We start from the raw sequence: 16,851 nt of genomic DNA, 5'->3' as shown, positions 1-16,851 counted from the left end.
ATATCCTTAAAGCCCAGCGGTATTCCCGCTGGGTTTTCTTTTGTATACTACCGCCTCATTAAAACAATTATCATTAAGCCTTCACGATGGATAAGAAAAAGCAAAGCAGCTTGAATAAGTGGCTTAAGCAACAAAGTAAGTTAGCCAAGCGCTGGCTGATGGTTGCGATAGGCCTAGGCGTACTATCAAGCGTGTTTTTATTGGCTCAAGCAGCCCTGCTCGCCTCCATTCTCCACCAGTTAATCATTGAGCATGTCGACAAAAGTGAACTTGTTTGGCACTTCGTCGGATTAGGTGTCACCGTTGTTGGTCGCGCGGCCTGTACTTGGGGACGCGAAATTGCGGGATACCGTTGTGGTGAACAAATCCGCGTTTATATTCGTCAACTGATTCTCGATAAAGTCCACCAACTTGGTCCTGCTTACATCAAAGGCAAGCCAGCGGGCAGTTGGGCAACTCTGATTTTAGAGCAAGTAGAAGATATGCAAGATTTCTTCTCTCGCTACCTTCCACAAATGTCGTTGTCTGTATTGGTGCCTTTCATCATTCTGGTGGTGGTCTTCCCTATTAACTGGGCAGCGGGTTTAATTTTCCTAGTAACTGCGCCATTGGTTCCAATGTTTATGGCCTTGGTTGGTATGAAAGCCGCTGACGCAAACCGCAAGAACTTCAAAGCACTACAACGTCTTTCTGGGCATTTCTACGACCGCTTACAAGCGATGACAACGATTCGTTTGTTCGATCGCACTAAGTCAGAAACCGAGACATTAAAAGGGGCATCAGAAGTCTTCCGTACACGTACGATGGATGTCTTGAAGATTGCCTTTCTATCTTCTGCCGTGCTTGAGTTCTTCACTTCGATTTCAATTGCGATTACTGCGGTATACTTCGGTTTCAGCTACATCGGTGAACTGAACTTCGGCTATTACGGCGCTGGCGTAACCCTCTTCGCCGGTTTGTTTATTCTGATCCTTGCGCCTGAATTCTATCAACCACTGCGCGATCTAGGCACTTTCTATCATGCGAAGCAGCAAGCAGTCGGTGCAGCAGAAAGCATCGTTGAGTTCTTAGAGCTAGACGTTGACCAAGTGAAAGACGGCAATAAAGTCGTTGAGCAAAACGCAGCGATTCACATCGAAGCCAGTGACCTTGTTATCTTCAGTCCAGAAGGCAAACAACTCGTCGGTCCCCTAACCTTCTCTTTAGACGCCAACCAAAGCACGGCATTAGTTGGCCCTAGTGGTGCAGGTAAAACCAGCTTAGTGAACACCATCCTTGGTTTTATGCCATACAAGGGCAGTCTGAAAGTTAACGGTTGTGAATTATCTGAGCTGGACTTGTCTACATGGCGAAAAGCCATCAGTTGGATTGGGCAAAACCCGATGCTTTTACACGGCAGCATTCGTGACAACGTCACCTTGGGCAAGCAAGATATTCGAGACCAACAAGTCCATTCAGTACTCAACGACTCTCACGCCGCAGAGTTTGTTGAAATGCATGGCTTGGATTACCAAATTTCTGACCGCTCCGGTGGTCTATCTGTTGGTCAGGCACAGCGTCTTGCACTTGCGCGTGCGATGCTACAAAACGGGCGTTTTTGGTTACTCGATGAGCCAACCGCCAGCTTGGATGCTCGGAGCGAGAAACTTGTGATGGAAGGCATCGGTAAATACACCGAATCCACCACTAACTTGATGATCACTCACCAATTGGCACCACTGCAAAATGTGTCTCAGATTTTGGTGATGCAAGAAGGTCAAATTGTCCAACGTGGTGATTACGAAACTCTGGCATCTCAAGATGGTTTATTTAAAGAAATGTTGGCTGCCAACCTAGCTCAACGTGAATCAGACAAGGGGAACTTAGATGCGTGATTTACTCCCTTATCTAAAACTGTATAAAAAGCACTGGTTTGGTTTGTCGCTGGGTATGCTACTGGCTTTCCTAACACTGGCCGCTTCCATTGGTCTGCTAACCTTATCAGGCTGGTTTATTTCGGCTGCTGCTGTGGCAGGATTGACCATAGCTCGCGAGACCTTTAACTACATGTTGCCTGGCGCAGGTGTTCGTGGTGCGGCAATGGCACGTACGGCAGGTCGTTGGGGTGAACGAGTGGTTAGCCACAATGCGACCTTCAAGCTACTAACGGATCTACGTATCTTCTTCTTCAAGAAGCTTGCGCCGTTGATCCCCGGTCGTGTTTCGACTTTGCGTGATGCAGACTTGCTAAACCGTCTAGTGGCGGATGTAGATGCAATGGATCATGTTTATTTGCGTCTTATCAGCCCTGTGATTGTTGGCGTATTCGGCATCTTGTCGCTAACCGCAGTGCTTGCTTTCTTTGACTGGCATCTTGCCCTATTGCTTGGCGGTATTCTAACGGTAATGCTGTTAGTGTGGCCGGTACTGTTCTACAAACTGGGTAAGCATAACGGCGAACATCTGACACAAAATAAAGCACAGCTTCGCGTGGCAACACTAGACTGGTTGCAAGGTTACAGTGAACTAAGCTTATTCGGCGCAGAAGAGCGCTACCGCAATGTGATTCTTGATAAGCAAAAACAACTGCTATCCAACCAGTTCGTCAACGCTAACCTAACGGGCATGGCTTCTGGTCTGCTGATGCTAGCAAATGGTTTAACGCTCGTTGCGATGCTGTGGTTTGCTGCGGATGGCGTTGGTGGTCGTGCGCCAGATCCTTGGATTGCGCTGTTCGCATTTGCCACCATGGCGAGCTTTGAAATTCTGATGCCAATCGCCGGTGCTTTCCAATACCTAGGTCAAACACTGACTTCAGCACGTCGATTAAACGAAATCACGCTAGCTGAACCAGACGTTATCTTCCCTGAACGTTCTAAACGCGAAGATAAGCCGTTAGATATTGAGTTCAGTAAGGTAGATTTCACCTACCCTGATGGTCAGCAAAAAGTACTGAAAGATCTAACGCTATCACTGCCACTAGGCTCGAAAACGGCGATTGTTGGTCAAACTGGTTCAGGTAAATCAACACTTATTCAATTGCTTTGTCGCTACTGGGATGTAAACCAGGGGCAAGTGAGCATCGGTGGCGCACCTCTGCAAGATTGGAGTGAATCTGATCTTCGCGCGGCAATCACAGTAGTAAGCCAACGTGTTGATGTTCTTAATGGCACATTGCGTGACAACCTGCTGCTTGCAGCCCCTGAAGCCACGGACGAGCAGCTAGCTGATATTCTGACCAAAGTGGACTTAGCGAATCTCTTAGAAGAGCCAGGATTGAACGCTTGGTTAGGTGATGGCGGACGTCAACTGTCTGGTGGTGAAAAGCGTCGAATTGGTATTGCGCGCGCTCTGTTGCGTGATGCCCCAATCCTGCTTCTTGATGAACCAACTGAAGGTCTAGACAAACGCACAGAGCAAACGGTAATGGCACTGTTCAAAGAGCACTTTGCGAACAAAACCGTGGTATTTATCACCCACCGTTTGATTGAGCTAGAGAGTATGGACAACATCTGTCTGATGGAGCAAGGCGAGATCATCGAACAAGGTAGCCACCAAGCGCTACTAGCTGAGAAAGGTCGTTACCACCAGCTATTACAATCTCTGTAGTCTGGAATTAACATAAGCAAAGGGCTCATCCATTGATGAGCCCTTTTTTATACCAATCACAGTAAGCAAGTGTTCAAAGTTAGCGCAGGAAAAACGCTTGAGAACAAGGCTAAAATTTTCGATAAGTAGTTACTCTACAATTAACTTACTTTGAAACGAAAAGTAAACAAAGTTATCAAGCGTTATAACCAGCTAGAATGACCAGTTATTTGCTACGATTGGTATTACTCTCGCAGTTCCCAAAGCAAGAGTAAACTCAATTATCGACCAGATTTCGCAAGGTACGCCGACATTTCAGCCTCTGGCACCATGCCGCCACCCGTAGCCCAAACTAGGTGAATGGCGTTCTTCATCTTATCTTCACTAAATTGCATTCGAGCTTGGTAAACTTGGTCTTGTGAAACGTGAACTGCCCCCATCATGCCCGCCAACGCAGAAGGCTCTAAACGAATGTCTTCTTGTTCACTTAGCTCACCCAGATGATGGTACATGCGCTCATCCGTCATGGTGTAGTAACCATCAAGCAGTCTTTCCATTGCTCGTCCCACAAAACCAGACGCACGCCCTACCGCTAGACCATCAGCGGCAGTAATGTTGTCGATACCAAGATCTTGCACCGCGATGTCATCATGTAAGCCAGTGTGCACCCCAAGCAGCATACACGGAGAGTGTGTCGGCTCCGCGAAGATACAATGAACGTGGTCACCAAATGCCATCTTCAAGCCAAACGCCACACCACCAGGACCACCGCCCACCCCACAAGGTAGGTAAACGAACAGAGGGTGCTCCGCGTCAACGATGATACCCATATCATCAAACTGTTGCTTCAAGCGTTCGCCTGCAACGGAATAACCTAAGAACAAGGTCTGAGAGTTCTCATCATCAATAAAGAAGCAAGTTGAATCTTTCTCCGCTTCTTTGCGTCCCTGCTCTACAGCAACACCGTAATCTTGCTCGTACTCCACCACGTTTACGCCATGAGAACGCAGCTTATTTTTCTTCCACTCTCGTGCATCCGCTGACATATGAACCGATACCGAGAAGCCAAGTTTTGCACTCATGATGCCGATAGACATACCTAGATTCCCTGTCGAACCTACGGCAATGCTGTACTGCTGAAAGAACTGACGAAACTCTTCACTGAACAATTTGCTGTAATCATCACTTTCACTTAGAAGCCCAGCTTCAATCGCCAACTTCTCTGCATGTGTTAGCACTTCATAGATGCCACCACGCGCCTTTATTGATCCTGAAATAGGCAAATGACTGTCTTTTTTCAGCATCAAACGTCCAAGAATTTGAGTGCCATATTGCGCTTCCAAGCAGGACTTCATCTTGTCGATGTCAACAACGTTCGATTCAATAATTCCGTTAGAAGCCGCCGTTTCTGGGAAGGCTTTCATTAAGTATGGAGCAAAGCGTTTTAGTCGTTCACTCGCGTCTTTGATGTTGGCTGCACCTAAACCAACGTACGGCAGACCTTCTTCAAGTGTGGTGATATTTGGGTTGAACCAAACCACCTCTTCTAACCCAATGAGTCGCTCAACCAAAGGGAATTCTGCTACTAGTGCGTTTACGTTATGCGTAGTCATTATTGTTTACCTTTATTAGATCATGTACGACAGAAAGAATGTGCCTGCTAATGCAACAAAAGAGGCAATGAATGTCGCTGTCGTGTAGTACTTGAAGATTTCTGTCATCGTGGCTCCGCAATATTGCTTCACCAACCAAAAGAGCGAATCGGTCACTATCGTACAACCAATTGCGCCAGAGCCTATAGCCAGAGTAATGATTTCTGGACTTACGTTCGGATAAAGTGGGAGTAATGGAGCCACAATTGCCGTCGCGCCCATCATGGCAACGGTGGCAGAGCCCACTGCCGCATGCAGAATAATCGCGACAAGCCATGCAAGAAGGATCGGATGCATATCGAGATTAGAAAGTAACTGTGCCAATACATCCGCCAAACCACTGCCCTTTAATACGCCGTTGAATGCACCACCAGCGCCAATAATCAGCAAGATGTTGGCAATCGAAGAAAATGCACCTTCCGTTTTCTCAAGCAGTACACTCATGCCCATGTTCTGCTTAATACCTAACATGTAATAAGCAACAAAAGCGGCGATAAACATTGCTGTAATTGGGTTACCGATAAACTCCAAAGTGGTGTACAGCGCACTGCCATGTTCCATATTGAGTTCTGCCGCCGTTTTTAACAGCATCAGCGCAATAGGTAACATCACGGTGAATAGCGTCGCCCCCAAAGATGGTAATTGTGATTCATCTTTCACTTCTAATGAGGTGAACTCTTCAGGTACGGTTTTGAAAGGTAGACGAGCACCCATCATCTTCAAGAACAGCGGACCGCCAACTAAAGACGCAACCAAACCTATGAGTAAGCCATAGAAAATCACAGAACCGATATCAGCACCAAGCTCATTGGTCACAAACAATGCGGCGGGGTGTGGAGGAACAATACAGTGCACTGCCATCAAGGCGGTACAAAGCGGAATGGCGAGATTTAAAAGTGAGGTATTGGTTTTTTTCGCAATCGAAAAAGCCAGTGGAATTAACAGCACTACGCCAACTTCTACGAATAGGGTAATTCCGCAAACAAGGCCGATTAACACCATAATGACTTCAGGTGATAGCCAGCGAATCTTTTGTAGGGTAAGCCCAATTCGCTCAGCCGCCCCAGACACTTCCATCATCTTGCCAAGTATAGTGCCTAAACCAATCACGACAGCAAGAAAACCAAGAGTGCCGCCAATGCCACTTTCGATAGCACTGACCATCTCTAAAGGTTGCATCCCCATCATCCCACCAACGTAAAAACTGGCGAGTAACAGCGCTAAAAAAGGATGGAGTTTAAACTTAACGATCGCAAAAACGATCATTAAGATACTCGTTATGAGGGTAGTAATGACCCAAAGGTTGGATTCCATGTTCAGACCTATGTTGTTGTTTTAATTGACTGCAATTAAACGAGGAATCCATAGCCCTGACAAACGATCAAAACTCACCTTTAGATGAAGTAAATTTAAACAAAAGCGTGATTTATACGACGTTTAGTGAATTTTTCGACCAATAGGTGAATCCAACTATAACAACGCCGTTATTATGTGTTCTATCAAGTTCGACTCAATAACGCACATGTATACCAGAGACAATATTTTCGCCAAGAACCAACGCATCAATAGTTTTCAACTTTCCAAGCTTCATACTTTTGAAGTGGCAGCACGACACAGTTCATTTTCTCTTGCAGCAGAAGAACTCTCCATGACGCCCAGCGCCATCTCTCACCGTATCAACAAGCTCGAAGAAGAACTTGGCATTGCCTTGTTTACCCGCTCTCACCGAAAAATCACGCTCACTGAAGAAGGGGAACGTATTTATCTCGCCTTGAACAGAACGCTCAACGAGTTAAACCAAGAGGTAATGGAAGTCAGAAATGGCGAAGTCTCCGGAGAGCTGACGATTTACTCCCGCCCTTCTTTTGCACAATGTTGGCTTGTGCCTAGGTTGTACCTATTTAAGCAAAAGCACCCTTCCATCGAGCTGAATATTCTTACTGGCAATGAGAACGTCAATTTCCAAGGTTATGGCATCGATGCCGCGATCTATTTCGATGAGCAAATGCCAGAAAAGTTGTGGTCGAAAGAATTGATGAGCGAAGAGATAATCCCGGTCTGCACTCAAACATATGCAGAACAATTTAACCTATTTGAAAAGCCAGCGAATTTGGTAAACGCCACCCTACTTCACGACAACCAAGCATGGGATTACAACTCCCATCACGATGAATGGACACTGTGGGCAAAGCAAAATGGCATAACAGACATTGACGCTATTCCAAGCATTTCATTCGACCGATCCGATTTAGCCGTCAGTGCTGCTATGCACAATGCGGGGGTTGCTATCGGTCGATTATCGCTGGTGGAAAAACGACTTAAATCCGGCGAACTGATCACCCCTTTTAGAAACCAAACTCTGCAATGCAAACAGAAATATTATGTCGTTACGGCTAACGAAAAACATTCTCGAAAGCTTGAGCTTTTTATTAACTGGCTAATTGAGCAAATCAGTATAACGAGAATATAAGAGAAAACGATTCAGAAGATCTATTACTTCACGCGCCGATTTCGCGTCACAAATAAATGTTAAGGCTGACTGAAAAACCAGCGCCTTCATTAGAAAGCGCTGATGCTTGAGCTTTGTCTGTCTCTCCCTATAATGACCCAACAATCAATACCCCAAACAGAACAAACTTGGTGAGGTAGTTAATGTTCGGTGATTATCTAAAGCAATTGAGATATCAACTTGGATTAACGCAAAGGGAGCTTGCGACAAAATTAAACTTGGCAAATCCAGAGTTTTCATCTGTGGATTCAGTCACTATTAGTCGCTGGGAAAGGAATGCAACGGCTCCTAAGACCGTCAAAGCAATTAAAGTGCTACGTGAGCTTACCTTAGATCTCAGACCTTTTTTGCTCTCTTTGCCTTCGCCGGAGAACGAAACGTTTTTGGACGATATCATTTATGAACGTTACTACTCACAAAAAGCACTATTACTTTCTTCTGGATATGAAGAATTAAAACCCCAAGAAGAAGCGCCTATTATCGAAGAGGCACTCTTTGCTCATGACATCGACACTCACCTCCCACGGTTGCATAACTTCTTCCTAAATGCCGATGCTCACTACCCAGGAATGCTGGACCTTGATTTCTTAGCATTAGATGAAGAAAACAAATTGATAGCCAAGGTGTATAGAGATAGTGAGTCCAACAAGGTAAAAGGACATTCAATTTCCTTCTTATTTAAAACAAAGGACCTCGACGAACACTTTACCAATCCTAACCAAACACTGCCATTTGAGCTCGTGCGGTCTTATTCGGAGCAGTATCAATTCGCCATGTGTTGTTTGAGTCGTTATGCCATGAGTGAACAAGTCTTCATGAAACTGCACCCAACGTTTGTGGATTACATCGCGAGCAAATCCAATATTACTGAGATTTACTACTATGCCTTCGATAACAAATTCAGTGATTATCTAGTGGACCTTGGTGCCAAAAAAGTCGCGTATGACAGCCCAGCTCGGACCGGCTCTGTCAAAATCGGTCGAAAAGCATATCGAAAGTGTTTATTGAAATTGGATACTGCCGTGCTGTTAGCTCAGCCAGCGATGATCTACCTGCTCCACCAACATCAAACCAACATGACTGCTCAAAGATAAATATAAAATGACTATGCAACGTTATTAACGGCTTTAGTTCGTATATTCCTACGTATAAGAGGCTGAAATTCACCTAAAGAACACCATTCCATTAATACCTATTATTTTCTTATGAAATATATTCTCTTTGATGAACATTTCTCATTTTTAAGATAATGGCAAAAAATATTAGATCGAATTGAAATTCAATTATTTTTGTTTGGACATTGATAAATAAAACAATAAAATCATTATTATTCATATGGTTATATGAATGCAAAATAATATCCTTCATTTTCAACTAGGCATCTCATACCTATAGAATACGCACAATGCCTTCTCAATTAAACGACAAACATAATACGATTTGCATGATATTTATGAGCAGCACGACATAAATATTAATGCATTTCCAACTTCCTATATGTCTCATCAATTTTAAATGATTGTACCGTACCGGAATACCATTTCTCAAAATTGACACATTTGGCAGAGAAATGTCATGCACATAACTTAAACGAAAAATAACAATTAGCTATGGACATGTTTTAAACCTATGGGGGAAGTAAAGTGTTCGGGAGTTATCTAAAATCAATAAGAACCACATTAGGGTTAACTCAGGAGCAAGCATCAATAAGACTAAATCTATTAGGTGGTGATTTAGCAAATATAGACTGTGTTACTTTTAGCCGATGGGAAAGAGGAATCACTCAACCGAGTCTAAGCCGACGAGTCAGAGTGCTTCGTGCATTTGAAAACAACCTGCTGCCATACCTTTGTAATTTAGGGTTAGATACGCCCTTAAAAGACGAGGTTGAACAGTTTGAATTGTCTTTGAAACAAAGATACCAAGACGCAATGTCTATCATCTCAGGGATTGACTACAAAAATGCTTACCCTGTTGTGTATGATCATATTGAAGAGGAAGAACTGAGCCAAAATAATGAGCAAGAATTCATTAACAGTCTGAACAACTTTCATAATCAGCTTAAGTCTTTAAATATTAAACATAGTCTTGCGACTATTGATTTGGTTGAATATCAAAAAGACAATCGAGCAATTGCTTATAAATACCTTTCCAAAGGTGAGCTAGTCGGTCATAACATTGGTATGTTTTTTACTGTGCCCACATTGGAAAATGAGCTAGATAGAACTAAAAAGCAACGCTTACCTATCGACACGATTGACCTTAGATTAACCAAGCCATTGAGAGAGAAAGGAGTATATTCTTACTACGCCATCAGTCAGCACTCCAAAAATGAACGCGTATTTCGTAAACAGCTGCATACAGAGTTCACTTTCTTGGCTCAAAACGCGCATATCCATCATTATTACGCAAGTGTCACTTTAAAGAGCTCGGTCGATGTGATGTTTAAAATGGGCTTTAGTGTTGCGGCTTACGAAGGAGAAAGCCCGGTAGGTGCAATCAAAGTTGGCGCTAAACGCTATACTCGCGCAATCATGTATATTGAAACCAGTGAGCTGTTTATTCAGCCAGAATTTCTCTATTTATTGACGTGTTGTGGTGTTTGTACTCATCGCCAATGTGACAGTTGTACAGAACACCCTAATTGCATTTGTTAAACAAATACCGGCTTTTACGCTTTGCTGTCGATTGTTAGTTTAGATTCACTGTGCCTTCATATCGCTATCTTTGACTTCTGATAACGGTTCACAGCTCTATAGCGGCATTCAAATGATTGCCGCTATATCACTTAGCAATCAAGATGCTCATCAATTCTCAAATGCTATCCTGCTCAACATCTAAGTCGTTAAGATCTATACCCAAGCGCTTTAATTTATTAGCAGGTGAAACGCATGAAAAAGATTCGCTATCCATTTGATTTGCACGGGACACTCTCAATTCAATATCGGGATAAAGTTAATCCAATATTTCTAGACACTAATGAAGAAAACCAATCCATCATTGATATTGATGACTTTGCAGTAAGAGCATTCAGCTATGAAGCGGAAGATCGTCTATTAAAAATCTCACTACAAAAAGCGGTAAATTTATCTGAAATAGCTGACTGTGATTCAGTATTGACGGGCATCGAACTTAAACAAAATAATATCAAACTTGATATCGTCTATTGCCTATATAATGCAGGCATTGTCAGCTCTAGTATCTCCTATCCTCTCGATGATGATTCGCCGATTGAATCCATTGCTATCGCGAAACCCCTGACTCTACACCTTAACTAACCTAACGTTTAAAACCGGATACGAAAAAGCCCTTAATTCGGCAAGAACAAGGGCTTTTCTGTCTGCGATTACTCATTATTACTTCTGATAGAAGGCGCGTTTTTTCTCATACATAGCTTCATCCGCGATCGAAAACAGATTTTCAATCGACACAGATTCACTTGAAGCCCCTCCAACAGAAAACTGAACTGGGTAGCGGTTATGCTCAGATAGCTCAACCCACTTATTCTGTTGAGATACCTCAAGACGTGTAATCAACGCGTTTAGAGCGTCAATACTCAAGTCTTTTGCAATGACGGCAAATTCATCACCACCAATTCTGTACAACAAGGATTTTCCGTTGAGAACCGACTTGATGAGTTGCGTTGACTTAGCAATCAAAACATCACCACGGTCGTGCCCATAATTGTCATTGAGGTTTTTTAAGCCGTTTATATCAATCACAATAATAGCCATAGATTGCCAATGTCCTTGAATGACGGATTGGCAAGCAAACTCATAGTCTTCGTCAAACGCCTTACGATTAAAGCACTTTGAGAGTTTGTCTCGACGTGCGAAATCTTCTAACTCCAGCCACGAGTATAACTGCTTCTTAAATAGCTCCAATAAAATGCGATCTTCTCCTGTCATGACATAATTGCCATAACAGAAGTAACCAATTTCAGCTCCCGTAGAAGATCGCATGGTTTTCGCATTTTCGCTGCGCGGTTTTTCAAAACTAAAGCGCATGTCTGAGTCAGGAAACAAGCGGGAGAGCCCCGAATTAATCACTTCCGGAATCGCATGGAACCCTACCCCTGCATGGCTAGTGGTAAAGTTAATCAGCGTCATGAGTTTTGCTTGGTGCGCTTCTTCGCGTGTTAAGTTTGCCCGCAACTCCGCCGTTTGCTCTTCAACTCGATGCTCTAGCTTTTGGTTGAAGTTCGCAAGTTGCGCGTTAGTATCTTGAACTTGTTGGTTGGCGTTGCGCAGCGCTTTGTTTCGTACTTCCAACTCATCCATCTGACTGGTCAATTGCGCCCAAAGCGAATCCAATAGGCTCATCAACTGTCTAAACTCTTTAAATTGAAAACGCTTAGGCGATAAATCTGGTCGTTTATTCGTTTTAAATCGACGCACGACCACTTCCATCTGACGAATAGGTTCTGTAAGCCATCGGCTTGCCACAATCGCAATGCATAGAGTCACAACCAAGGTCGCAATGATGATATTTAATAGCTGTTGCTTCGATTGTGTCAGTTCTTGGTTTCGTGCTGCGTCTGACACAGTGTGAATCATAGTCACTTCTAATGGCTTCACAAAACTGTTGTTCTGGACGGTAATTTTACTCAAATGATGCGTGGTATCCCCCTTGGTATTACTCACCGCACCATAGTGGAAGTTAACGCTTTCTTGAGCATATAAGAATGGTTGCGAAATTCGGATTAAATCCTGATATGACACTAAAACAACCAAATAACCTTGCGGCTCATACTCTGAACCTGGCAGCAGCGTGTACGGCAGTAACGGGCTGACAAAGGCGATACCACTTTGCCCCCCATTTAATACCAGCCCCTCATCAAAGTAAGTACTGTGATACATCTTACCTTGCTTATAAATGTCTTCAGCGGCTCGAATTTTGGTCAGCAGCTTACTGTTTTCTAGGTGATATACTGAGCCATTGCTTTCGTACATTGGTTGCCAGTTTTTATCGATAATGTAAGTCGTACTGACATTGACCGCCAACTCTTCAAATGTCTCTATCATTTGCCAGATAATGGATGAATACAGGACGTTATCCATGCCTTGAACGAGTAAGCGATCCTTGGAATACCAGCGAGTTAAGTTCGCCACAAAGGTCAGGTCTTCACCTATCGTTTCTTGGATACCTTGATTGGTATTTTCCAGTTTAAGTTCTTTTTGCACCAACAAATCGGTTTGGTGCTTATCGATCATACTGGTGCCCACCCAATAAGCAGGCAGTAACGACCCTACCACCACAATCAAAGTTAAGATGCTACGCAAACTTATCATAAGGATGCTTTCCTACTCTTGTGAATGTGATTTGAATGTTTATTGATGAAGTCCACCACAAATTGAGCGGCGCCGTGTGCAGGCATGCCTGCTTTATAGCGCTTATATCCGCGAATCAACGCTTCCCAAGTCACCGCCATTTCTACGGTACTTGGCATGGCATAAGCGGGGGTCAGCTCTTTGTACAAATCGCTATAGTAGGTGTTCTCTTCGTCATACCATTTGCGGTTGATTGAGCGATTGGTAGAGATCAAGTTCTGGTTGATGATGACGTCTTCAATAAACTCCGGCTTTTGTACGATCATCGCCAGAGTACGCATTGCTTTTTTCTTCGCCGGATTGCGCATTGCTTCAGCATTAAATGCCAACACCTTACCGCCACTCAGTGAGTGCATGTGATGATTATTGTACGTCGGTAAACTGCTGATTCTGAGTTCTGTTGAGAAGTGTTGCTTCAGCTCACCTAGCGCCCAATCACCATCAATGAGATATGGCGCTTTCCCTTCAATGAACAACGCTCGCGCTTGATCTTGGTTGTAATCATCAATCACCACACCTTCTTTAGGTAAACGACCATAAAACTTAAGAGCCGCCGCCAGTGCACCAACATCAATATCAGTGATAGGTTGCGTTCTATGATCGGAAAACATAGGCACAAACGACATCAAGAAGTACATGTTCGGATACTGCATTGCGAGCGTGCTTTTGCCCTGTTTGGCATCTTCAATAAGCTTTTCCCAAGTTGGCTGTACTTCGTTGGTCAGCTTCGTATTCACATACAAAACCAAGTGATTACCTAAACCAAGCGGTACCCCATAAATGGCGTCGTCCACGGTGACGAGTTCCAGAGCTTTTGGCTCTATGCTTTTCTCTTCTAACCAGCTTGGCGGAATTTGGGCGAGATCAAAGTAGTCATGTAGTCCCAAGAAATCAGAAGGAACCCAAATAACATCAGGCACGGTAATACCAGTTTGCTTGGCGAGTAGTAGTTCTGAACGGATATTGTTTACATCGAACTCTCTGATCGCGAGTGTGTTGCCTGTTTCGGCTTCGAAGCGCTCGTTAATTTCTGCGACGGTAGAATATTCAATGCCACTCCAAACTTGGATCTCTTGAGCGGAGACCAAGGAGGAAAACAGAAATAACAACAACAGGCTCAGGTTTCTCACTAGAATTCTCGAAAATTGATGGTATTACAAAAGTAGCGAACGACTGGTGCTTATTCAAAAGTGCCGACAGGAAATGTGCGGGTGCTTCCATTGGTGGTTCACCCTACCATAGAAAGCAAAAAGCGCCGCAATTGCGACGCTTTCAAAGATTATATCACAGTTAGTGATTAAGCGTACTCTTGCTCGAACTCACGCATAAAGTCCACGAGAGCTTGCACACCTTCAAGCGGCATCGCGTTGTAAATTGATGCACGCATACCACCAACGGCACGGTGACCTTTTAGTGCCTTCAGTCCTTTTGCATCTGCCAACTCTAGGAATGTGCCATCAAGTTCTGGTTTTGCTAGTTGGAACGGTACGTTCATCAGAGAACGGTTCGCAGAGTGCACTCCGTTACAGTAGAAATCAGACTGATCGATGTAATCGTATAGCAGTGCTGCTTTTTCACGGTTTACTTGCTCGATCGCTTTTACGCCACCCTGCTCTTTTAACCACTTAAACACTAGACCTGATAAGTACCAAGCGAATGTAGGAGGCGTGTTGAACATCGACTCTTTTTCTGCCAACACTTTGTAGTCAAGAATACTCGGTAGCACTTCTTTCGCCAAACCAAGAAGATCGTCACGAACAATCGCAATTGCAATGCCTGATGGACCAATGTTCTTTTGTGCACCAGCGTAAATGACACCGTATTGAGAAACATCAATTTCACGAGAAAGAATGGTCGAAGACATATCTGCAACAATTGGTTTATCCGTTACTGGCAGATCGTTGATTTCAATACCATCAATGGTTTCGTTCGGGCAAAAATGGACGTAAGCCGCATCTGGCGAAATTTTCCATTCTGTTGCAGGTAGAACTGCCGCTTTACCGTCAATCACCGTTTTTGCGTTGAACACGTCAGGTTCACAGTACTTTTTCGCTTCTGCTACTGCGCTTTCTGCCCAGTAACCACCATCAATGTAGGTCGCAGTTTCCGCGCTACCTAATAGGTTTAGTGGAACAGCGGCAAATTGAGCACGAGCACCACCTTGGCAAAACAATACCTTATAGTTGTCTGGGATATTTAAAAGATCACGAAGGTCTTGCTCTGCTTCTTCTGCAACCTTAATGAACTCTTTGCTTCGGTGACTGATTTCCATCACTGAAGTCCCAAGACCTTGCCAGTTGATTAGCTCCTTTTGTGCTTGCTGCATGACTGCTTTTGGCAGACCTGCAGGTCCTGCACTGAAGTTAAATACGTTGTCCGTATTTTGTTCCATGATGCTCATTGCTCCTGCTAAGTAAAGATTACGAAATTAATATCACGTTTTTGCAGGGATAAAAACAAGAAAAGAGGTCTTACGACCTCTTTTTAAACTGGAAAAGCTAAAAACTTACTTTGTAAACTTCTCTATTGCATCAATGCAGGCATAAGCAGTGCGATTAAAGGAAATTCTTGTCCATTTTCGAACTTCAATTTCCCATCAGAAATTTGTGCTTTTAGTTCATAGCCCTTGTCTTTTTTCTCAATAAGTTCCATCACCATCAACTCGTCAACGCCTTCTTGAATGAATGGGTACAGATCCACCAACTCATCAGAGAAGTAAGTATTCAGCGAGCCTTTTGTCGCTGTCATTAGCTTCATCGGGTCTTGCGTGATGTGGTCGGTACCTTCCGGCACGGATAATTGCCATTCATTACGGAATTTGCCGTCTCCAAATGCGAGAGATAGTTCGTTGACTGATAGGTTAAAGCCTTTGCTAAACAAAGTATCAATATGCGGCAACAGCTTTTGAATCTCTTGCTCATCTAGCATTGGTGAATTTTGGTAAATCGACATAATTTGATCGAACGACTGGCTGTCAATATCACCGATAGCGAAATCAAGCTTGAAGTTATCAACGTCTGTACCATCCGTTAAACGCATTTGCTTAGCGTCTAATACCAACTGGGTGTTCAGTTTGTCGCCAGATTCATTCAGGGATGTATTGCCACTGTAGCTTGCGTTCTCGATTAGGAACATCGGGGCAAGTTGCGCATCAACAATATCCAGTTTTTGTAGAGAGAAAGATTGCTCCCCTAGCCAGTATCCTTTTGCTTGCTTACCTTTACCTTCACCTTTCAGCTCTGTTAGATGAATCTCTTCACCATTTTCAAAGTCGATTTGTACCGAAGGAATCGACACTTGGTAGTTTAAATCACCCAGCACAGTCACATTACCTTTAACTTGCGCAGGACTAGATGAAAGGTGCATACCTTGAGCGTCGTTTTGGTAATTCCAACTTGCTAGGTTAAGCGTGAAATCCGTGTTTCCGTTGAGCTGAGTTTTACTGTGCATTGTCAGCGGCAAAAAGTCAGCATCCACCAATTTAGAGTCAGCACTTAGGCTTGTTAAACCATGTGTTACGTCGCTGGTCACATCAAAAGCTGTCGGAAGACCATCACGCTCAAGCTGCGCTTTGATTTCTGGGTCGACAACGGTGTAACGCGTCAGAACGACCGAAGACAGGTAACCGCGGTCATATTCCACAATTTCACCTTTGACCATTTCATCGTTCATATTGGCGATGCCATCTTCAATGATAGTTTGACCAATTTGACCAACTGCTAACGGCCAACACAGCGCAAGAGAAATAGCGCCACCAATGGCACCGATTTTTTTAAGATTTTCCATAACGTCA

Annotated in this window: 12 protein-coding genes; 6 read left to right on the top strand and 6 right to left on the bottom strand. The window is 43.8% G+C overall.

The window, feature by feature from the left end; genetic code table 11:
• Positions 1-86: 86 nt before the first annotated feature.
• Together cydD and cydC are read left to right on the top strand one after the other, a co-directional pair.
• Positions 87-1,874: a heme ABC transporter permease/ATP-binding protein CydD gene (cydD, locus tag J4N44_RS06820; protein ID WP_252044996.1), complete on the top strand. Its 1,788-nt coding sequence runs from the start codon at positions 87-89 to the stop codon at positions 1,872-1,874.
• A complete protein-coding gene (cydC, locus tag J4N44_RS06815) occupies positions 1,867-3,588 on the top strand; it encodes a heme ABC transporter ATP-binding protein/permease CydC (RefSeq protein WP_252044995.1) in 1,722 nt (573 codons plus the stop codon). Before cydD ends, cydC begins: the two co-directional genes overlap by 8 nt.
• Positions 3,589-3,848: 260 nt before the next feature.
• Here cydC and dsdA read toward each other — a convergent pair whose 3' ends face one another.
• A complete protein-coding gene (gene dsdA, locus J4N44_RS06810) occupies positions 3,849-5,180 on the bottom strand; it encodes a D-serine ammonia-lyase (protein ID WP_049536177.1) in 1,332 nt (443 codons plus the stop codon).
• 15 nt (positions 5,181-5,195) lie between these two features.
• The gene (gene dsdX / locus J4N44_RS06805; RefSeq protein WP_049536178.1) at positions 5,196-6,533 is read right to left on the bottom strand and encodes a D-serine transporter DsdX; all 1,338 of its coding nucleotides are present in this window, start codon (positions 6,531-6,533) and stop codon (positions 5,196-5,198) included.
• Between the two features lie 208 nt (positions 6,534-6,741).
• On the opposite strand from dsdX, the gene dsdC reads away from it, so the two are divergent.
• The 4 genes from dsdC to J4N44_RS06785 all read left to right on the top strand — a co-directional run bounded on the left by dsdC (position 6,742) and on the right by J4N44_RS06785 (position 11,006).
• Positions 6,742-7,689: a DNA-binding transcriptional regulator DsdC gene (dsdC, locus tag J4N44_RS06800; RefSeq protein ID WP_005444507.1), complete on the top strand. Its 948-nt coding sequence runs from the start codon at positions 6,742-6,744 to the stop codon at positions 7,687-7,689.
• Positions 7,690-7,871: 182 nt separating this feature from the next.
• On the top strand, positions 7,872-8,822 hold the full coding sequence (locus J4N44_RS06795) for a helix-turn-helix domain-containing protein (RefSeq protein WP_017188161.1): 951 nt from the start codon (positions 7,872-7,874) through the stop codon (positions 8,820-8,822).
• A gap of 549 nt (positions 8,823-9,371) precedes the next feature.
• Positions 9,372-10,385: a helix-turn-helix domain-containing protein gene (locus J4N44_RS06790; RefSeq protein ID WP_017188162.1), complete on the top strand. Its 1,014-nt coding sequence runs from the start codon at positions 9,372-9,374 to the stop codon at positions 10,383-10,385.
• A 234-nt stretch (positions 10,386-10,619) separates the two neighbouring features.
• Positions 10,620-11,006 carry a hypothetical protein gene (locus J4N44_RS06785; protein WP_005444511.1) on the top strand — a complete coding sequence of 129 codons (387 nt, stop codon included), beginning with the start codon at positions 10,620-10,622 and terminating at the stop codon, positions 11,004-11,006.
• 78 nt (positions 11,007-11,084) lie between these two features.
• On the opposite strand, the gene J4N44_RS06780 is transcribed toward J4N44_RS06785, so the two are convergent.
• The 4 genes from J4N44_RS06780 to J4N44_RS06765 form a co-directional block, all read right to left on the bottom strand.
• Positions 11,085-13,019 (bottom strand): diguanylate cyclase domain-containing protein, encoded by a 1,935-nt coding sequence (locus tag J4N44_RS06780; RefSeq protein WP_005444512.1) that lies wholly within the window; start codon positions 13,017-13,019, stop codon positions 11,085-11,087.
• Positions 13,016-14,188 (bottom strand): sugar ABC transporter substrate-binding protein, encoded by a 1,173-nt coding sequence (locus J4N44_RS06775; protein ID WP_017188164.1) that lies wholly within the window; start codon positions 14,186-14,188, stop codon positions 13,016-13,018. The genes J4N44_RS06780 and J4N44_RS06775 overlap by 4 nt, the downstream gene beginning before the upstream one ends.
• Before the next feature lie 167 nt (positions 14,189-14,355).
• On the bottom strand, positions 14,356-15,450 hold the full coding sequence (gene serC, locus J4N44_RS06770) for a 3-phosphoserine/phosphohydroxythreonine transaminase (protein ID WP_252044994.1): 1,095 nt from the start codon (positions 15,448-15,450) through the stop codon (positions 14,356-14,358).
• A 131-nt stretch (positions 15,451-15,581) separates the two neighbouring features.
• Positions 15,582-16,844, bottom strand: coding sequence for a DUF945 family protein (locus J4N44_RS06765; RefSeq protein ID WP_017188166.1), 1,263 nt, complete (start codon positions 16,842-16,844; stop codon positions 15,582-15,584).
• Positions 16,845-16,851 lie beyond the last annotated feature (7 nt).

This window comes from Vibrio sp. SCSIO 43155 (genome assembly GCF_023716605.1).
GTDB lineage: Bacteria > Pseudomonadota > Gammaproteobacteria > Enterobacterales > Vibrionaceae > Vibrio > Vibrio harveyi.
This window is presented reverse-complemented; position numbering and strand designations above follow the sequence as displayed.